This window comes from Bradyrhizobium sp. URHD0069 (genome assembly GCF_000701345.1).
Lineage (GTDB): Bacteria > Pseudomonadota > Alphaproteobacteria > Rhizobiales > Xanthobacteraceae > Bradyrhizobium.
Map to the genome: position 1 here is coordinate 11,509 of NZ_JNIJ01000056.1, position 19,540 is coordinate 31,048.

Here is a 19,540-nt window from a genome sequence, read left to right on the forward strand (position 1 = left end):
CGCGGATCTCGTCTTCATCTTCTTCATCTTCTTCATCAAAATGGAAGCGTCACGGCCGAGCGGAGGGCACGTCGCCATTATCATAGGTTAATCAATTTCACGATTTTCCGCCGTTAATGTCGAATGACGATCGTTGTCAGGATCAACTCAGGAACGAACACGATCATCATACGTTCGCGCCAAGGGAACTTACCTTTACGAGCAGGACCGACATGCATACGCCTCACCAGCCGCCCCGTAAGGTCCGCATTGGGATTGTCGGGGTCGGAAATTGTGCCAGTTCTCTCGTCCAGGGGCTGAGCTACTATCGCGAAGCGAACTCTAACGAGCCGGTCCCTGGGCTGATGAATGTCAGCGTCGGGGGATATCATGTTCGGGATATCGAAGTCGCGGCCGCGTTCGACGTCAACGCCAGGAAGGTCGGTAAGGATGTTGCGACCGCGCTTTGGGAGAGCCCAAACAATACGCATCGCTTTGCTGACGTCGCGCCTACCGGCGTGACCGTGATGCCGGGACGAAAGCTGGATGGCATCGGCCAATATGTGCGCGACGACATCGAGATTTCCGACGAGGAGGAGGCCGACGTCACGTCGGCGCTGACTGACTCTGGAACCGATGTCCTTGTGTCTTATCTGCCGGTCGGTTCACAGAAGGCCACCGAATGGTACGCGGAACGCGCGCTGGAGGCAGGCTGCGGATTCATCAACTGCATACCCGTTTTTATCGCGTCGGATCCAAAGTGGCGAGCGCGCTTTGAACGTGCAGGCCTTCCGCTGATAGGTGACGACATCAAGAGCCAGGTTGGCGCCACGATTATGCATCGTGTCTTGGCAAACCTGTTTCGCGACCGCGGCGTACGACTCGATCGCACCTATCAGCTGAATTTTGGCGGAAATGCCGATTTCAAGAACATGCTCGAGCGCGAGCGGCTCAAGTCAAAGAAGATTTCCAAAACCCAGGCGGTGACCAGCCAGTTTGATGTACCACTCGAGCCGGACAATATCCATGTCGGCCCAAGTGACCATGTGCCGTGGCTGACTGATCGAAAGCTGGCATACATCCGTCTGGAAGGGACGGCGTTCGGCGGCGTGCCGCTCAGTGCCGAACTGAAGCTGGACGTCTGGGATTCTCCAAATTCCGCCGGCGTGGTGATTGATGCGGTCCGTTGCGCCAAGTTGGCAATGGATCGGGGGCTGGGAGGCGCGTTAGTCGGGCCGTCCAGCTATTTCATGAAGTCTCCGCCCCAGCAGTTCACAGATGATGAAGCTCGCGATCGGACCCACCGCTTCATCGAAGGCGACGTGTGAAGGCTGTGATGTGACCGCGCATATCCATCTCATTCGTCATGGTCATCACTCCCTCTTGGGTCGCGTGCTCTGCGGCCGAATGCCGGGAGTGCAACTGGACGAACTCGGCTGCCGTCAAATGAGCGTGATAGCCGAAGTGATGGAGCGGACTGCGCCCTTGGCGGTGCAATCAAGCCCGCAGCGGAGGGCGCTGCAGTCGGCCGGCATCATCGCAGCCAGATGCGGCGTGGCCGTGGAAATTGTGTCCGCCTTCGATGAAATCGACATGGGGCGGTGGACCGGCGTCAATTTCGCTGACCTCGCACCTGACCAGGCCTGGCAAACATGGAATGAGAAACGGGGCAGCACGCCGCCGCCAGGCGGCGAAACCATGGCTGCGCTGCAGAAGAGGGTTGTCAGGCATATCGAGCAGCTCAGAGGCTTGCAAGGCGTTGTCGTGATCGTAAGCCATGCTGAGCCGATCCGGGCAGCGCTGATGTATCATCTGAAGATACCGCTCGATCTCTTCTATTCTATTCAAATCGATGCTTCGAGCGTCAGCACGATAACTGTTGATGGAGCGCGCACGCACGTCTCTTGTGTGAACGGTGAGGTGACGGTGTGAAGATCGTGATTTTTGGTTTGACGATCAGTTCGTCCTGGGGCAACGGGCACGCCACGCTTTGGCGAGGGCTGTGCAAGGCACTGATACAAATGCGACACGACATTGTCTTCTACGAACGAGACGTTCCTTACTATGCGAATATGCGGGATCTCGACCACATTCCGGGAGGCCGGCTGGAATTGTACGCTGATTGGGATTGCGTGCGGCAGCAAGCGTCAGCCGACGTCGCCGACGCTGATGTTGCGATCATCACTTCGTACTGTCCGGACAGCTCCGCCGCAACCGACCTCGTTCTTGGCCAAAATCATGCGCTGCGGGTGTTTTACGATCTGGATACCCCGATTACACTGGCTCTTCTCGATGCTGGTCAGCGCGTGGCCTACATCAGTTCGTCGACCCTTCATGGGTTCGATTTGGTGCTGAGCTATAGCGGCGGGCGGGCGCTTGATGAGTTCCGCACCCGGCTTGGTGCAAGGCACGTCGCTCCGCTCTACGGTCATGTCGATCCTGGGGTGCATTGTCCGGTCCAGCCGCTACCGCATTATCGCGCCGACCTTTCCTATATCGGCACATATTCGGAAGATCGTCAGCGCACGCTCGAAGCCTTGCTGGTGTCGCCTGCTCAATTGCAGCCTGATCGGAGATTTCTGATTGCCGGTGCCCAATATCCACAGGACTTTCCATGGTCTTCGAACATGTACTTTGTCCGCCATTTGCCGCCAGCGGAACACGCCGCGTTCTTCTGCTCGTCACGGCTGACGCTTAATGTCACGCGCCGCGCGATGGCTGAGACGGGGTGGTGCCCGTCCGGCCGCCTGTTCGAAGCCGCCGCCTGCGGCGCGCCGATCATCAGTGATCGCTGGGAAGGACTCGACGCATTCTTTAGTCCGGGCGAAGAGATCATTCTTGCTGGGTCCGCAACCGACGTGATCGCTGCGCTGGGAGCCAGCGATCAGCAGTTATCGTCGATGGCACGGCGCGCCCGGGAGCGCACCCTCGAAGAGCATAGCTCCAGCCGACGCGCCGCGGAGTTGATCCAACTGCTCGAGCTTCCATCTGTTGCCGAACCCTGCGTTCTCATTCCCGCGGAGGCCTGACATGTGGGGCATCATCCCGGCCGCCGGGCGCGGCAGCCGTATCCAGCCGCTGGCATGTTCCAAGGAGCTGCTGCCGGTCGGCAGCAGGACCGAAAGCGGCGTGGAACGCCCTTGCGCCGTTTCGGAATATCTCGTTGAACGCCTGATTCTCGGCGGGGCTGACAAGATCTGCTTTGTGATTTCGCGGGGCAAGTCCGACATCCTTGAATATTTCGGCGACCGCTATGGCGGGGCCGAGATCGCCTATGTGGTGCAGCCGAATGCCGAAGGTCTTTGCGATGCGATCTTCCGGGCGAGCTGCGTTGTCGGCGATATCGAGCCAGTAATGGTAGGGCTACCGGATACGATCTGGTTTCCTGAAGACGCGCTGGGGGCTCTGCCTGACGTCTCCCTGTCGTTCTTGCTCTTTCCAGTCGAGCACCCGGAGTTTTTCGACGCCGTGGTGCTGGAGGGCGACGAAGTCAGCGAGATCCAGGTGAAGCAACAATTTCCGGCGTCGCACTGGATATGGGGCGCGTTCAGAATGTCGGCGTCAGGCTTCCGGGAGCTGAAGGTGTTGTGGGAGGCCCGAGAGCGGAGTGATGAATACTTCGGGACCCTCGTTAACGGTTATCTCGGCAGAGGAGGGGCTGCCATCGGTATCAAAGCCGGCGAATCCTATGTCGACGTAGGCACCCTGCATGGCTATCGGACAGCGATGGCCCTGCTGTTGAGCCAGCGTGATCGAAGCCCATCTCGCTCGATCACAAGATCGCCCCAACCAGCAGCCATGGCCGAAGCCATGGCGCCAAGCGGAACTGGTACATGAAGCGTGTTTCGCTCTCTACCGACGAAATTCGCCGCAAGGTCGATGCGCTCGGCCCGTGGTTCCACAATCTAGATCTTCACGGCGTGCCTACCGCGCCGTCGCATTTTCTCGGCGACTATCCAGCGGTGAAATGGCAGAACTTCGCGGAAGTTGTTCCCGAATCCTTGAAGGGAAAAACCGTTCTGGACATCGGCTGCAACGCCGGCTTCTACGCGATGGAGATGAAACGCCGCGGTGCCGATCGCGTGCTCGGGCTCGACAGTCGTGACGAGTACCTGGCGCAAGCGCGCTTCGCGGCGGAGGTAAACGACCTTGATGTCGAATTCCGCAACCTTTCCGTTTACGACGTCGGAAAGCTCGGAGAGACCTTCGACCTCGTCATCTTCATGGGCGTTCTCTATCATTTGCGGCATCCCCTGCTTGCCCTCGATCTGATTTACGAACACGTCGCCGGCGACATGATGTTGTTTCAATCGATGCAACGCGGCAGCACCCGTACGGCCGAACTTGATCAGAACTACGATTTCTGGACCACGGATCAGTTCGAAAGCGACGAGTTTCCCAAACTGCACTTCATCGAGCATCGCTATGCGGACGACCCGACGAATTGGTGGATTCCAAATCGAAACTGCGCCGAAGCCATGCTGCGCAGCGCAGGTTTCGTGATTACTGCTCATCCGGAGTCTGAAGTGTATTTGTGCAGACGCGGCAAGCGCCCGCAGTCGGACGGCGCCGTCTACCCGGCGGGGAGAAGCCGCGGATGATCGAGGCTGCAAAAATCTGGAACGAGCCCAACAACAAGTCGCACTGGGATCTCCCACTCGATCCCGGATGGAGCAAATTTGCCGAGATGGCGGTTCTCGCCGGAAAGGCCATTCGCGCGGCGCACCCGACCTTGCCTCGCATTCTCGGCGGGATATCGCCGATCGACCCGGGCTTCATGAATTGCATGAAGGCGAGCGGCGTGCTCGACCATGTGGAGGCCGTGGCGGTTCATGGCTTTCCGCTCGATTGGAATCTGTGGCAGATCCAGGAGTGGCCGAGCAAAATTGCCGAGATCGAAGCGCTGGTCGATATTCCGGTGTGGGTCACCGAGGTCGGGGTTTCTTCGTTTGGGGCAGAGGAGGTTCAAGCCTGGGGCGTCAAGCGGACCGCCCAGTTGCTGAGAGGCCGGTCACCTCGGATTCACTGGTACAGCCTCTATGACCTGCCGACCGCATGGGAGGCGACCACCCGTCATAAGGAGGCGGAGGGCTCTTCCTATTACCGGCATTTCCATATGGGCCTGTTGCGCGAAGACGGAACGCCTAAGCTTGGGCTGATGGCCTTTGCGGATGAAGTGGACATCTTGGGATTATGCCAATGGTTCCACTTCGAGGATCACAGGCTCGATGAAGCGGTGGCCTGGATGCGGCGGCTTGGCGTGCGCCACCTGCGGACAGGCCTCTCCTGGGCGGATAGTTTTCGTCCCAACGCGCTGGATTGGTTTGACCGGCAGATGGATGCGCTTGCCGAATTCGAAGTCACCGTCACGTTCTGCTTCACTCCGGAGCATCGCGGCATCGCACCGCACCATACCAGTGCGCCGCTGGTCCCAAAGGAATTTGCGGAATTCTGCGGCAGCATGATCGAGCGCTATTGTCCCGCCCAGATCGCTTCGACCAGCGCCCGTCTAACATGCGAGCCTGTTGAATGCGCGCCATTATCCTTGTGATGGATTCCGTCGGCATTGGCTCGGCACCCGATGCATCCCTGTACGACGACCTAGGTGCCGAGACCATCGGACATATCGCGGAAGCCTGCGCCCGCGGCCAATGCGACAACGCTACGCGTGAAGGACCATTGCTCGTTCCTAACCTGGTGAGGCTCGGTCTCGGTGAAGCCTGCCGGTTGGCAAGTGGGCAGGTGCCGCCAGGCCTTGATGCCCCTGAAGCAGAGGGCCGCTTTGGATGTGCCGTTGAGGTTTCGAAGGGCAAGGATACGCCGTCAGGGCACTGGGAACTTGCCGGCGTGCCCGTTCCATTCGAGTGGGGATATTTCCCGCGGACAATCCCCTGTTTTCCCGAGGACGTTGTCAAGCGGCTGTGTGAGCGTGCGGCACTGCCGGGCATCCTCGGAAATTGCCATGCTTCCGGAACGGAGATCATAGCGCGGTTGGGCGATGAGCATGTTCGATCCGGGAAACCGATCTGCTATACGTCGGCCGACAGCGTCTTTCAGATCGCCGCACACGAGGACGAATTCGGGCTGAAGCGGCTTTATGCGGTTTCTGAGATCGCTCGCGAACTCCTGGACCCCTTCAACATCGGAAGAGTGATCGCACGCCCGTTCCGTGGATCGCATTCCGGATATGTCAGAACGCATAACCGCCGGGATTACTCGGTGCCTCCGCCCGACCAGACCATCCTCGATCTTGCCACGGCTGCCGGCCGCGACATCGTAACGATCGGCAAGATCGGGGATATTTTTGCGCATCGTGGCACCGGGCGCAACTTGAAGGGCGATGGCAACGATGCGCTGTTCGATCGTACGCTGGAAGGCATTGAAGCCCTAAGCGACGGGGGGCTGCTGTTTGCCAATTTCACCGACTTTGATTCGATCTACGGTCACCGTCGCGACGTAACCGGCTATGCAACGGCACTCGAAGCGTTTGATGGACGACTGCCCGAATTGTTCCTCCGGCTGAGGTCGGACGATTTTCTCATCATCACGGCGGACCACGGCTGCGATCCCACCTGGAAGGGCACCGACCATACCCGCGAGCAAGTGCCGGTGCTCGTGCTCGGTGGCGATCGCTTACGCGAGGTCGGTGCGCGTCTCAGCTTTTCAGATGTGGGCGCGTCGATTGCGGCTCACTTGAAGGTCGGCCAGGTGCCGAACGGTCGCGCGTTCTAGCCGCCGATTCACATACGTTATTGATCTATGTTAGGCGAAATTGTTGTTTGTACCCCTGTGCGGAACGAACAAACCTCACCGGGCTTCTCAATCACAAGACAGCCGTGCAAACCACTGAACATTTGAGAATTCACCCCCGCACGGGCTGTCTTGTTCTGGCGGGGTCCCACTGCGCAAGATCCGTTTGCAACCAGTTTGGCAGTCATGAAAGCAGTTGGATGGCTCGAGTTCTTATCACAGGTGGAGCGGGGTTCATCGGTTCGCACGCGGCGGACACTCTCCTGAGCGCGGGGTACGAGGTCAGGCTTCTCGACAATCTGACCACCCAGGTCCACGGCACGTCGCGGAAGCCGCCGGTTTACCTCAACCCGGAAGCCGAGCTGTCGATCGGTGATGTTACCGACCCCCTCGCGCTGGATCGGGCGTTGCGCGGGGTCGACAAGGTGCTGCATCTCGCATCTGCCGTCGGCGTCGGCCAAAGCATGTACGACATGGTCTCGTATGTGCATACCAATGAGGTCGGAACCGCGACGTTGCTTGAAGCCTTAGCCAAGCGCCCCGTCGCCAGGCTCGTGGTAGCGTCCTCCATGAGCATCTACGGCGAGGGTCTCTGCCAGGACGGCTCGAAAGCTCTGGTCGATCCGAGCGAACGCTCGTCGCAGCAGCTGCGCAATCGGCGATGGGAACTGCAGGACGAAAATGGCGGGCCACTCACGCCGTTGCCGACGCCGGAAACCAAGCAACCCACGCTTAGCTCAGTCTACGCGCTCAACAAGTATGCCCAAGAGCGGCTGTGCCTGATGGTAGGCAAGGCCTACGGCATTCCCACCGCCGCGCTGCGCTTCTTCAACGTCTATGGCCAGCGACAGGCGTTATCCAATCCGTATACCGGCGTGCTCGCCATCTTCGCTGCGCGCTTGCGCAATGGCCGCTCGCCGATGGTGTTCGAGGACGGGCTGCAACGCCGCGACTTCGTTCACGTTCTTGATGTCGCCAACGCCTGCCGGCTTGCACTGGAATCGGAACATAACGGTGAGGTCTTCAATATCGGTTCGGGCCAGAGCCGGTCGATCCTATCGGTTGCAAGCGATCTCGCGCGAGTAATGGACCGGCGCGACCTGAAGCCGCTCATCACCGGAAAATACCGGGTCGGCGACATCAGGCACTGCTTTGCCGACATCGAAAAAAGCCACAGGCTTCTGAAGTTTTCCCCGCGCATCGAATTCACGTGCGGATTGGAGGAACTCGCTGACTACCTCGCCGACCAGATCGCAGACGATCACGTCGAGAGAGCCACTGAAGAACTTGCAAGCCGGGGATTGGTGGCATGAAGGAATCTCGGAATCGCGATCGGCCGATCCTGATCACCGGCGGATGCGGCTTCATCGGCTGCAATCTCGCTGACGCCCTGGCAAAGCGTGGAGAGAAAGTCACAGTCTTCGACAATCTGTCCCGCGCCGGAGTGCGGGAGAATGCACAATGGCTGAAATCCCGACAAGGCGATCTGGTCTCGATTGTCACGGGCGATATCCGAGATTCCGTATCGGTCATCAAGGTGGTGCGTGGCGCAAGAGGAGTATTCCATCTCGCGGCTCAGGTCGCCGTTACCGGAAGCCTCCAGGATCCCATCGATGACTTCGAGATCAATGCGCGAGGTACGCTCAACACGCTGGAAGCGATCCGCCTGCACAATCCAACGGCCCCGATCATCTTTGCTTCTACCAACAAGGTGTATGGCCGGCTGGTGAACGACGAGCAGATTGCACAAGTTGGACGACGTCATGTTCCCACCGTACCTCAGTTCGCCTCAGGGGTAGCTGAAAATGCGCCGCTCGATTTCTACAGCCCGTACGGATGTTCCAAGGGAGCTGCCGATCAATATGTACGCGATTACGCCCGTGTCTATGCATTGAATGCCGCGGTGCTTCGGATGAGCTGCATCTATGGGCCGCGGCAGTTTGGCACCGAAGACCAAGGCTGGATTGCCCACTTCATGCTGCGTTCGATCCTTGGCGAACCACTCACCATCTACGGTGACGGGTTGCAGGTGCGTGACGCTTTGCACGTCTCAGACGCGGTAGGAGCCTGGCTCGCCGTTCTCGATAATATCGAAGCCGTGCGCGGGCGCGTCTTCAACCTCGGAGGCGGACAAGCCAATGCCATCAGCCTGCTCGAGCTGATCGATGAAATCTCGCGGATACGTGGTGCCGTGCCGTCCCTTCTCTTCGACAAATGGCGACCGGGGGATCAGCCTTGGTATGTATCACGTATCGACGCCTTAGGATCGGCGGTTGGCTGGAAACCGCAGATACCGCTACGGCAGGGTCTCCAGTCGCTGCTTAAATGGCTCGAAGGACGGTTCGCGCCGGTTTACGCCAAGGAGTTGCGGGTATGACGCGGGTCGCGCTCGTTAATCCTGATTGGCAGTATGAAGGGAGCATCTATTTCGGGTGCCGTTCCCCGCATCTTCCGCTGGAACTCGGCACTTCACAGCAACTGCTGAATCGCGCGGGTCACAAGACGCTGCTGCTCGATGCGCACATGTTTGGCCTCTCAATCGGCGACATTGCGGCTGAACTTCAATCCTTCAAGCCCGATATAATCGTGGTCACGACAGCGCCGACCTATCTGTTCTGGCGATGTGCGCCACCGGAATTGCGCGTTCCGCAGCAGTTGACCTTTGCGCTCCGGGACGCCGCTCCGATGTTGATTGCGGTCGGACCGCACGGCTCCGCGACACCCCGCGCCGCGCTAACTAAGCTGCAAGTCGAGGGCGTCGTCATGGGCGAATGCGAAACCACGTTGTTGCGCCTGGCCAATGGCGAACGCGATATCGTCGGCACCTGCTACAAGGATGGTGTCAACATCCGTGTCAATGGCGGGCCGCAGGCGGCGCCATTCGTGGATCAGCCCTCGCTGCAGTGGCCGGCTGAGATGATCCGCCGACATACCCACCATCATCATCGTTTTGAAGCGACCCCGATCGGCCCGGGAGCGGAGGTGGAGGCGTCCCGCGGCTGCCCCTTTAGCTGCACCTTCTGCGCAAAGGACAACTTCCGTAACGGCTATCGCAAGCGTCCGCCGCCGGCCATCTTGCAGGAAGTAGACGACCTCCGGGACCAGGGCGTCGAATATGTCTACTTCATCGATGAGATATTTCTGCCGAATGCAGAATTGCTGGAAGGCTTGGTATCGCGAGGGCTGCTGTTCGGCGTCCAGACCCGGATCGATCTGTGGAAGCCGGAAATGCTCGAACTGCTCGGCCGCGCCGGTTGTGTTTCCATCGAGGCCGGCGTCGAAAGCCTCACGCCGGAGGGTCGCGAGCTGCTGGCCAAGAAATGCCGGATGACCACGGATCAATTGGCAGACCGTTTGGTGACGGCGAGACGTCACGTTCCGTTTGTACAGGCCAATCTGATCGAAGTACCTCAAGACGATGACGTGGTCGTGCAGCGCTGGCGCGACAAGATGCGCGATGCCGGCGTGTGGGCCAACGATCCGGTGCCGCTTTATCCGTATCCAGGATCGCCGGACTACCGCAAGCTCTGGGGCGAACCGGACGATCACGCCTGGGAACGCGCGCACGACCACTATCTGCGTTTGTTCGACCAGTTCAGCGACGTGCAGGAACAGCGTCCAATTCCGCTGCGTGAGCTGGAACGGGAGGTGCAGTGATGAGTCCGACGCGCGGCACTCGCCTCATGATGACGACCGATACTGTCGGTGGAGTCTGGACTTTCGCGGTAACAATCGCCCGCGCGCTTGGTGTCGCAGGTTACCAGGTTGTTCTGGTGACGCTCGGGCCACGGCCTACATCGGCACAGCGCGCCATGATCTCGGGATATCCTCACTTGTCGTTGATCGAGACGGATCTTGAACTGGAATGGCAGGATCCTGACGGCGCCGACGTCAGCCACGCCCGTGCCGTGCTTGGAGAGATCGCACACCGGTATGCACCTGACATCGTCCACCTCAACGGGTTTCGCGAAGCGACATTCGATTGGGAAGTACCAACAGTCGTCGTTGCGCATTCCTGCGTCAACAGCTGGGCGGCCGCGTGCGGCGAAACCCAATGTTTTGCAGCCGGGGAATGGACTGTTTACACGTCAGCGGTCCGCGCCGGCCTGAGGGCCGCTGATGCATGGGTAGCTCCCACGTCCGCCTTCCGGGATCAACTGGCGCGGCAATACGAGTTGAGCGCGACCGGCCACATGATCTGGAATGGAGTGGAGGGTATTGCCGGTCCATGCGAGCCCAAGCTCCAAGTCGTGCTTGGTGCCGGTCGGGTGTGGGACAAAGCCAAAAATCTATCTGTGGTTTTGTCCCTCGCAGCGGCAATGCATTGGTCGATCAGAATCGCCGGGCCGTCCGGCGTCGGCACAGGGTCGCCCTCTATTGCGCAAAATGGCTGCGAGCTCCTGGGCGAGATATCGCACGATGCGTTGCTTCGCGAAATGAAGGCGGCATCCATCTTCGTGAGCCCGGCGCTGTACGAGCCGTTTGGGCTTTCCGTGCTGGAAGCGGCGAGCGCCGGATGCGCGCTCTTGCTCTCGGATATTCCAACGTTCCGCGAGTTGTGGGACGGCGCTGCGATGTTTTTCGATCCGCACCACGCCGAGACGCTCGCTGAATGCTTGCGCTTGCTCTGCACCGATGACGTCCAGCGAATGCGCCTGCAGCGCGCCGCCGCCAAACGCGCCAAGCGGTATCCACTACGCAACACGGTGAATGCCTATTGCTCGCTTTACGGTTCGCTGTTGGAAACGGCTCCCGGCCGTCCGCTGATCGTGGAGAGTGGGGGGATGCTAGCATGAAAGCGGTGTTCTTCTATCACGCCTTCACGTCCTGCTGGAACAACGGCAACGCCCATTTCCTTCGCGGCGTGACGCGCGAACTGGCGCGGCTTGGTCATGAGGTGATCGTCTGCGAACCGAGCGACGGCTGGAGCCGTCTCAATGCCCTGCAGGACGGTGGCGAAGCGATCCTGCGCGATGCGTCCTCGCTCATTCCGGGTGTCCGCCTCCACGCCTATGGTGCTTCTCCCGATCTGGATGAGCTGCTTGAGGGTGCCGATCTCGTCGTGGTGCACGAATGGAATTCACCGGCATTGATCGCGGGCATCGGTCGGCGCCGTGCCGAGGGCGGCAGGTTCAAGGTGCTGTTTCACGACACCCATCACCGGGCGATTAGCGCACCCCAAGAGCTGGCCTTGTTCCAGCTTGACGGATTCGATGGCGTACTCGCGTTCGGCGAGGTGCTGCGCGAGATTTATGTCAAGCGCGGTTGGGGACGGCGGGTATTCACTTGGCATGAGGCAGCCGACATCGAACTCTACAGACCGATGCCGGAAATCGAAAAACAACGTGACGTCGTCTGGATCGGCAATTGGGGCGACAATGAACGAAGTGCGGAGCTGACAGAGTTCCTGGTGCGGCCGGTAAGCGAACTGAAGCTGTCCGGGCTGATCTATGGAGTGCGCTATCCGGAAGTAGCGCTAAGGGATATCAAGGCGGCTGGAATCCAGCACGGAGGCTGGCTCCCAAACCACCAGGTGCCGCTGGCATTTGCCCAGGGACGCGCGACCTTGCACGTCCCGCGCGGTCCATATGCACGGCAACTCCCCGGCATCCCGACGATTCGCGTATTTGAGGCTTTGGCGTGCGGAATTCCGCTGGTTTCAGCGCCATGGTTCGACGACGAACATCTGTTTCCGGGCGGGTGCTACCTCAGCGTCAGCAGCGGCAAAACCATGAAGTCAGCGCTATTGGCCGTGCTGGGCGACCCTGAATTCGCCGCATCCCTGGCACGCACCGGATTGCGTACCGTGAGTGAGCGGCACACGTGTCGGCACCGCGCGCAGGAATTGATCGCCATCTTCGATGGCCTGAGCCATTCGGGGCAGCAACAATTTGCCGGATGGCAGGAACGGATCGCGTCATGAGAATTTGCTTCTTCGGTTCGAGCCTGGTGTCGTCCTACTGGAATGGTGCCGCTACCTATTACCGTGGCATTCTGAAAGCGCTCGCGGCACTCGGGCATGAGATCGTGTTCTTCGAACCGGACGCTTTCGAGCGCCAGAGCCATCGGGACATCCCGGACCCCGAATGGGCGAGGGTAGCCGTCTATCCCGCTACGTCAGACGGATGGCAGCGGTCGCTTGAATTCGCAAGCTGCTCGGCGGATCTTCTGGTCAAGGCGAGCGGGGTGGGCGTGTTCGATCGGGAATTGGAGACCGCGATCGCCGACATGCCGTCACGGGCGCGGCGTGTCTATTGGGACGTCGATGCCCCCGCGACGCTGGATGAGATCGAGGGTAATCTTGCTCATCATCTGCGCAAGGCCATTCCGCGCTACGACATGGTATTTACCTATGGCGGCGGCGATCCTGTTGTGAAGGCATATCGCAGGGTCGGTGCCCGCGATTGCATGCCGATCTACAATGCCCTTGATCCGGCACAGCACTTTCCTGTGGAGCCCGTTATCGAATTCACATCGGATCTGGGATTTTTGGGCAATCGCCTGCCAGATCGTGAAGCGCGTGTTGACACATTTTTCCTGGACGCCGCACGGCGGCTGCCATCGAGGCGTTTCCTGCTTGGCGGGTCGGGGTGGGAATCGAAGGAGATGCCGGCCAATGTGAGGCGGATCGGTCACGTCGGCACGAATTATCACAACGCGTTCTTCTGCTCGAGCCTGGCAAACTTGAACGTCAATCGCGCAAGCATGGCGAAATACGGCTTTTCGCCGCCCACTCGCGTGTTCGAGGCAGTCGGAGCCGGAGCCTGCCTGATTACCGACGAATGGAAAGGTATCGATCTCTTCCTGGAACGGGATCGCGAGGTCCTGGTAGCGGCGGACGGTGACGAGGTCGCGGCTCACCTTCAGGCGTTGACGCCCGTTCTCGCTCGCGAGATCGCAAGGCGGGCCAGGAAACGAATACTCGCTCGTCATACCTACGCGCAACGCGCGTTTCAGGTACACGAAGTGCTTGAGGGATCGTCAAAGCAAATAGAGGCGGCCGGATGAATCTTGAGATCGTGATCATTGGGCTCTCAATCACATCGTCCTGGGGTAACGGACACGCGACGACTTATCGTGCACTGGTAAAGGCGTTATCGAACCACGGTCACACCGTCTCGTTTCTCGAGCGTGACGTGCCATGGTACCGCGAGCATCGTGACCTGGAAGAATCCGATTACTGCCGCATCGGCTTATACGAGTCCTTGCCAGAATTCGCGCGCAGATACGGCGAACTGATCCGCGACGCTAATCTAGTTATACTGGGCTCCTATGTGCCCGATGGAATCGCGATCGGGGAATGGATTACCGGCCGTGCTAATGGGGTAACGGCTTTCTATGACATCGATACGCCGGTCACGCTGGCGGGATTGAACGCAAACAAGGTCGAATACATATCGCCAGGGCTAATTCCCCGGTTCAACTTGTATCTATCGTTCTCCGGAGGCCCCGCACTCGGGATCATCGAGGATCTTTACAGCAGTCCGCTCGCGCGCGCACTCTATTGCAGCGCCGACCTCGGAATGCACTCGGCGAGAACAACCGCGCCACAATGGTCGCTCGGTTACCTCGGCACCTACAGCGAAGACCGGCAACGGCCGCTCGAGCAGCTGTTGTTGATCCCGGCGCAGCGGCTCCGGGATCATTCCTTCGTCATAGCCGGATCCAAATATCCCGATACGGCGGGCTGGCCGGAAAACGTGACGCGCATTGCTCATTTGCCGCCGAATAAGCATTCCGAATTCTACGGTTCGCAACGTTATACGCTGAATGTCACCCGCTCCGATATGAAGGCTTTGGGCTTTTCGCCAAGTGTTCGGCTGTTTGAAGCAGCAGCATGCGGCACACCCCTGATCTCCGACGATTGGCCGGGCATGGAGACGATCTTCACGCCGGGGAAGGAAATACTCATCGCAACAGCGCCACGCGACGTCGTTCAGATATTGGAAGAGTTTCCGGAAGATCGACGCCTCTCAATCGCGGCCAACGCACGTGCGCGCTTGCTGAAAGAGCATACGCCAGATCATCGCGCCAAACAGCTGGAGGCATACTACCTGGAGGCCGCGACCTATCGGGAATCAGCGAACTCTAGCGCACGGCCCGCCGAATTGGAGGACGCGAAATGAAGATCAGCACCGACATGCGATTTGGTCAAGCCAAATCCCTTCGCCGCGGTCATCGAACCGTCGTGGCGGGCGGAGCGGGATTTATTGGCTCGCATCTGTGTGACCATCTCGTCCAGCGCAGAGATACTGTGATTTGCGTCGACAATCTCTTCACGGGCTCGATGCGCAATATCCGGCCGCTGCTCAACCATCCGAACTTCTCGTTCTTGCACCACGACATCCGTGAGCCGCTCAGCATTGGCGGACCTATCGATCGAATCTACAATTTGGCCTGCCCGGCATCGCCGCGACACTATCAACGCGATCCGATTGCTACCATGAAGACGTGTGTCATCGGCGCGGTCAATGTACTTGAACTTGCCAAACTCAAATCGAGCCGCGTCCTACAAGCGTCGACCAGCGAGGTCTATGGCGATCCCGAAATGCACCCGCAGCATGAGAGTTATGTCGGCCACGTCAATCCGATCGGGCCGCGCGCTTGCTACGATGAAGGCAAGCGAGCCGCCGAAACCTTGTTCTTCGATTACCACCGTACTCACGGCGTGCAGATCAAAGTCGCCCGGATATTCAACACCTATGGGCCACGCATGCTGGAGAACGACGGACGGGTCGTTTCGAATTTCATCGTCCAAGCGCTGCAAGGCGTCCCCATCACGATCTACGGCTCCGGCCGGCAGACCCGCAGCTTCTGTTTCATCGACGATCTTGTGAGAGGGCTCGAATTGCTGATGGAGAGTCCATCCGATATTACGGGCCCGTGCAATCTTGGTAATCCCGAGGAATTCACGATCGAGGAGATCGCGAGGAAGGTGATCGAGCAATCGCATTCAGCGTCTGAGCTCGACCACAGGGCGCTGCCGGAGGACGACCCGAAGCGACGCAAGCCGCTCATTGGCAAAGCGACAACTACTCTCGGTTGGAAGCCGAAAGTCAGCATCGAAAAGGGCCTGGACGCGACCATCGCCTATTTTGCGCTCAGCATCGCTACCAAGAACCGCGAGGCAACCGTTGCCAGCATCGATTCGGCGAGAGCGGCTCGGGAGCGGTCCCTGAGGCGCCGGGAAGCGGCCGGGCGAACCGAGATGAATTAGTGAGTTCAGGAACGGGGACGGCTGAAGGCTGGCGAATGCGCAGACCAGATCTGGATGACATGACTAGGCTTGTCGACCTCCCGGTCGAGGCCCGCATTTCCGCGCCTCAAACGATTGGGCGGGGATATCGCAGCTATGAGAAATACGAGATCTCCCTGCCGGGAAAATTCGGGACATCCGGCATCGAACGTGATGTTCTGCGCTCGGGCCTCGTCGTCGGCATTCTGCCCATCGATATTTCGCGCAACGAAGTGGTCCTGATCCGCCAATTCCGCCTGGGGAGCCATTTCGCGCTCGGCAAGGGCGCCATGATCGAGATTCCGGCCGGCCGCGCTGGCCCGCAGGAAACGGCGGATCAGGCAGCGCGCCGCGAATGCCACGAAGAAGTCGGCGTGTCTCCAATTAAGTTATGTCCCTTATTTCAAATTATGCCGGCTCCTGCGCTCAGCGACGAGTGCATGATGCTGTATGCAGTGCTAATCGATGCGGCGCAAGTCAAGGCGCGCGCCGGCTGTGCAGAGGAACAGGAAGATATCGAGCCGATCAGAGTTTCGATCGACGCGGCGCTCCAGACGTTGCGCAGTGGCGCATTTCACAACAGCACGGTGATCATTGCACTGCAGTGGCTCGCGCTTAACCGTGAGACGTTACCGACGCTATTCGATGCCGCTATAACGTAGAAGCCGGCTGTGAGGAGAGGACTGCGCCTCATTCGATCCGGTTCTGTTGTTCGATCTCGCCGAGCACGACCTCCGGAGCGACGTCCTTGATGATTTCGTCCATTTCGGGCTCCGCGCCGGTATGTACCTCCAGCTTTTCCGCGATCGCCGCGACCATGGCGATCAACCGCGTCAATTCTTGCTCAGCGAGCAGATTGACGTGCAGATCCAAGTCATCGCGCTTGTCGGTTGCCGCCATGGCGCGGTTCTGGCTGATCAGGACGAATGTCGACAGAAAGATCGCCTCGACCGATGCCACCATCGCGAGGATGACGAAGCTCGGATCGAAATGTGGAATCTGAGGAAGCAGATTTGAGATAATCCAGCTGCCGTAGATCACGAGATGCAGATAGACGAAACGCATGCTGCCCGTGAACGCGGTGATCGCGTTGGCGAGTTTTTCCTCCCACCCCGCAGACCTCATCTCTCGCCTGCGGCGGTCTCGGAGCGCCTCAATGTTTCTCCTCAACGAGGAACTCAACTGGTTCGCCCCAGCTTGTTGTCTGACGTCTGCTGTCAATGCCAGAACTCCCTTGCTTGAAGCTGCGCAGGGCATCAATGCTTCGGGTCAGACGTGCTCGCTACCTTTTGTCCGAGCAACGGCTTATCCTTCACGGCCGCTGGCAGTTGCAGATAATCATCCGAGAAGTCGCCGAGTTTGGCCAGCGCATTCCAATCTCGAATTCTCACCTGTTTGGAATCCCAGTCCACCAGCCCGAGTCGCCGTAGTTCCTGCACGACCCTATTGGCGTGAACACTCGTGATTCCGCAGGAATTTGCGAGATCAGTTTGGGTCCATGGTATCGAAAAGCAGAGATTGCGCGCGAGATCGACCGCTTGCAGGCGGACGGCCAGTTCGCAGACCACGTGAGCCACCCGTTCGATGGCGTCACGCCGCCCCAGATTGGTGACCCATTCTCGGAAAATCGCCGCTTCAATGAACGCCTCGCGCCAGAATGCCCCGGCCAGGGCTGGCGATCTCTCCAGGATGTCTCTCAACGCGGTGTGCGGCAAGAAGGCGACCACCGCAGGCCCGAGCGCGGAGAGAGAGTGATCGAGACTCGACAGATAAAGGGTGTGCAGATCGGCGATATTCCCGGGCACAAGGAACGAGGTAATCTGACGCCGCGATCCGCGTGCAAGCTTATGGCTATATAAGAACCCGCCCAGCACCAGAGTGCAGCTTGATGGGGCGCTGCCCTGACGGGCGACTTCCTGGTTGGCGGCAAAATTGGTTACTGTCAGCGGTAGCTCGGCAATGCGCTGCCTGTCTTGAGGTGACAAGACACCGGACCACTCAAGCCGGTATAGCAATCGCGAATATGGTCTACCAATCTCCATCGTTCACCTCGGCGGCAAGGCGAGAAGACGAAGCCGGCTGCTGTTATGGTAACAGCAATTGGAAGGCTTGCTGCCCGTCTTGTGTCTCAATGCCATCATCATGACTTCAGAGTTTGCGGGAACGCCTGACCTTGACGCGTCAGGCTGTTACTTTCAGCTGTGCGAACGCTGAAATTGCATGAACGTTCCCTTTCGAATTTTTGCCCACGGCCGCGGGACAAGTTCGATGCGCGCCACATCATGCGGCCGTGACATTCCGGGCAACGTGGCCGTTCGATCGGAAGTAGATGGGTCAGGGCGAGCAAAAGCTTCAGGCATGGGGATGTGCTTGCTGGGTCTGGCGGGAGCACAACACTCTCAGGCACCGAGAGACGCCGGGGATCGGGCGGTGATAATCGAAGCTTACTCCCAACCAACAGTGGCGTATGTTAAGAAGTGTACACAAGACGAATTTTGCAGAGACCGGCAGGGTAGAGCATCGTTCCGAGCCTCAATTCCTAGTCGCATTGGCTGCGCTCGCAAGGCCAATTTTGATGCCCTGAGCACCAAATCGCGCCCGACGATTTACGGCGGGGCCCATCATCGGCGCGAAGATACGCGAGGAAGGCGCACGCAAGCGCGCTGCTGAGGCCGCCGTGAGGCGGACCGCGCCGAGGCCGAAGCATGGTCGATTTAGATGGACGGCTATGGCGGACCGACGCAGCCAGCAGTTCGAAGGATGCCTCACCCAGGAGGGCGTGCGCGGGATTGAGGTCTGGCTAATTCATTCCGATGTTGGACGCGGGGCAACAGCCGGCGCCGTGGAATTTGCAATGAAAACGCCACGGCCTGTGTAACCCGGACGCACATTAATTTAGCAAGCAAAGGAACATCGTTGGAAAGAGGAGGTTACAGGCGAAGTTTCCAATTTGTAGAAAGTACACAAAATGGCTTATTCACCCGAAGTGGCTCGTCCAAACGAGCACCGAAATCCTCCCCAAGTGAGTGCGGTCGGTCCGGCGGACGACGTCCGCACGATAATGTTGAATCAGGTCTCTTGGGGTGCCGTGTTCGCCGGGGCCACGATTGCCCTCGTCATGCAGATAATCCTCAACATGATTGGAGTAGGCGTCGGTCTTTCGACCATCGATGTCGCCGCGGGGGGTACGCCGAGTGCCGGATCCCTCTCGGTAGGTGCCGGTATCTGGTGGGTTGTCTCTGGAATAGTTGCCGCTGCCATTGGTGGCTACATCGCTGGGCGGCTTTCAGGAAAGGCATCTCAATCGACAACCGCCTATCACGGTTTGCTTGCGTGGGCCGTTTCGACCCTCACCGTCGTGTACCTGCTCTCATCGGCTGCCTCGGGTCTGATTGGCGGCACCCTGAGCACAGCATCGTCAGCGCTTGGAGGAGCCGGCAAAACAATCGGCGGGTCCGTTCAAACTGCGGTTCAGACCGCAGCGCCTTCTTTGAACAATGTGAGCGATCCAATGGCGACTATCGAGAATAAGGTTCGCAGCGCCTCGGGAGGCCAGGATCCTGCAGCACTTCGAGA

General features: G+C 59.2%; 18 protein-coding genes and 1 pseudogene. 17 read left to right on the forward strand and 2 right to left on the reverse strand.

All coding sequences use genetic code 11. The features are described 5' to 3' along the window. The first annotated feature begins 212 nt into the window (after positions 1–212). From N554_RS0126790 to N554_RS0126865, 16 genes are all read left to right on the forward strand, one after another. The gene (locus N554_RS0126790; RefSeq protein ID WP_029586314.1) at positions 213–1,307 is read left to right on the forward strand and encodes an inositol-3-phosphate synthase; all 1,095 of its coding nucleotides are present in this window, start codon (positions 213–215) and stop codon (positions 1,305–1,307) included. Continuing rightward, positions 1,258–1,911 (forward strand): histidine phosphatase family protein, encoded by a 654-nt coding sequence (locus N554_RS0126795; protein WP_245283720.1) that lies wholly within the window; start codon positions 1,258–1,260, stop codon positions 1,909–1,911. The genes N554_RS0126790 and N554_RS0126795 overlap by 50 nt, the downstream gene beginning before the upstream one ends. Next, the gene (locus N554_RS0126800) at positions 1,908–3,008 is read left to right on the forward strand and encodes a CgeB family protein (protein WP_029586316.1); all 1,101 of its coding nucleotides are present in this window, start codon (positions 1,908–1,910) and stop codon (positions 3,006–3,008) included. Before N554_RS0126795 ends, N554_RS0126800 begins: the two co-directional genes overlap by 4 nt. 1 nt (position 3,009) lies before the next feature. After that, the gene (locus tag N554_RS0126805) at positions 3,010–3,816 is read left to right on the forward strand and encodes a nucleotidyltransferase family protein (RefSeq protein ID WP_051677737.1); all 807 of its coding nucleotides are present in this window, start codon (positions 3,010–3,012) and stop codon (positions 3,814–3,816) included. Next, positions 3,813–4,580: a TIGR04290 family methyltransferase gene (locus tag N554_RS0126810; RefSeq protein WP_029586318.1), complete on the forward strand. Its 768-nt coding sequence runs from the start codon at positions 3,813–3,815 to the stop codon at positions 4,578–4,580. Before N554_RS0126805 ends, N554_RS0126810 begins: the two co-directional genes overlap by 4 nt. Further along, entirely contained in the window at positions 4,577–5,530 is a 954-nt protein-coding gene (locus N554_RS0126815) for a glycoside hydrolase 5 family protein (RefSeq protein ID WP_029586319.1), read from the forward strand. The genes N554_RS0126810 and N554_RS0126815 overlap by 4 nt, the downstream gene beginning before the upstream one ends. Next, on the forward strand, positions 5,509–6,711 hold the full coding sequence (locus N554_RS0126820) for a phosphopentomutase (protein ID WP_029586320.1): 1,203 nt from the start codon (positions 5,509–5,511) through the stop codon (positions 6,709–6,711). The genes N554_RS0126815 and N554_RS0126820 overlap by 22 nt, the downstream gene beginning before the upstream one ends. Before the next feature lie 218 nt (positions 6,712–6,929). Further along, on the forward strand, positions 6,930–8,042 hold the full coding sequence (locus tag N554_RS0126825; protein ID WP_029586321.1) for an NAD-dependent epimerase/dehydratase family protein: 1,113 nt from the start codon (positions 6,930–6,932) through the stop codon (positions 8,040–8,042). Next, positions 8,039–9,106 (forward strand): SDR family NAD(P)-dependent oxidoreductase, encoded by a 1,068-nt coding sequence (locus N554_RS0126830; RefSeq protein ID WP_029586322.1) that lies wholly within the window; start codon positions 8,039–8,041, stop codon positions 9,104–9,106. The genes N554_RS0126825 and N554_RS0126830 overlap by 4 nt, the downstream gene beginning before the upstream one ends. After that, the gene (locus tag N554_RS0126835) at positions 9,103–10,386 is read left to right on the forward strand and encodes a TIGR04295 family B12-binding domain-containing radical SAM protein (RefSeq protein ID WP_029586323.1); all 1,284 of its coding nucleotides are present in this window, start codon (positions 9,103–9,105) and stop codon (positions 10,384–10,386) included. Before N554_RS0126830 ends, N554_RS0126835 begins: the two co-directional genes overlap by 4 nt. Next, on the forward strand, positions 10,386–11,525 hold the full coding sequence (locus tag N554_RS0126840; protein ID WP_029586324.1) for a glycosyltransferase family 4 protein: 1,140 nt from the start codon (positions 10,386–10,388) through the stop codon (positions 11,523–11,525). Before N554_RS0126835 ends, N554_RS0126840 begins: the two co-directional genes overlap by 1 nt. Continuing rightward, the gene (locus tag N554_RS0126845) at positions 11,522–12,652 is read left to right on the forward strand and encodes a CgeB family protein (protein WP_029586325.1); all 1,131 of its coding nucleotides are present in this window, start codon (positions 11,522–11,524) and stop codon (positions 12,650–12,652) included. Before N554_RS0126840 ends, N554_RS0126845 begins: the two co-directional genes overlap by 4 nt. Next, positions 12,649–13,737 carry a CgeB family protein gene (locus N554_RS0126850; protein WP_029586326.1) on the forward strand — a complete coding sequence of 363 codons (1,089 nt, stop codon included), beginning with the start codon at positions 12,649–12,651 and terminating at the stop codon, positions 13,735–13,737. Before N554_RS0126845 ends, N554_RS0126850 begins: the two co-directional genes overlap by 4 nt. After that, entirely contained in the window at positions 13,734–14,855 is a 1,122-nt protein-coding gene (locus tag N554_RS0126855; protein WP_029586327.1) for a CgeB family protein, read from the forward strand. The genes N554_RS0126850 and N554_RS0126855 overlap by 4 nt, the downstream gene beginning before the upstream one ends. Beyond that, positions 14,852–15,946 carry a UDP-glucuronic acid decarboxylase family protein gene (locus N554_RS0126860; protein WP_051677738.1) on the forward strand — a complete coding sequence of 365 codons (1,095 nt, stop codon included), beginning with the start codon at positions 14,852–14,854 and terminating at the stop codon, positions 15,944–15,946. Before N554_RS0126855 ends, N554_RS0126860 begins: the two co-directional genes overlap by 4 nt. Before the next feature lie 35 nt (positions 15,947–15,981). Then, positions 15,982–16,626: an NUDIX domain-containing protein gene (locus N554_RS0126865; protein ID WP_029586329.1), complete on the forward strand. Its 645-nt coding sequence runs from the start codon at positions 15,982–15,984 to the stop codon at positions 16,624–16,626. 28 nt (positions 16,627–16,654) lie between these two features. On the opposite strand, the gene N554_RS0126870 is transcribed toward N554_RS0126865, so the two are convergent. Together N554_RS0126870 and N554_RS0126875 are read right to left on the reverse strand one after the other, a co-directional pair. Next, entirely contained in the window at positions 16,655–17,089 is a 435-nt protein-coding gene (locus N554_RS0126870) for a DUF1003 domain-containing protein (RefSeq protein ID WP_245283721.1), read from the reverse strand. Between the two features lie 131 nt (positions 17,090–17,220). Continuing rightward, entirely contained in the window at positions 17,221–17,949 is a 729-nt protein-coding gene (locus N554_RS0126875; protein ID WP_245283722.1) for a Crp/Fnr family transcriptional regulator, read from the reverse strand. A gap of 983 nt (positions 17,950–18,932) precedes the next feature. Between N554_RS0126875 and N554_RS0126880 the strand changes: the two are divergent. After that, a pseudogene (locus N554_RS0126880) lies at positions 18,933–19,540 on the forward strand (PhnA-like protein); the annotation flags it as partial.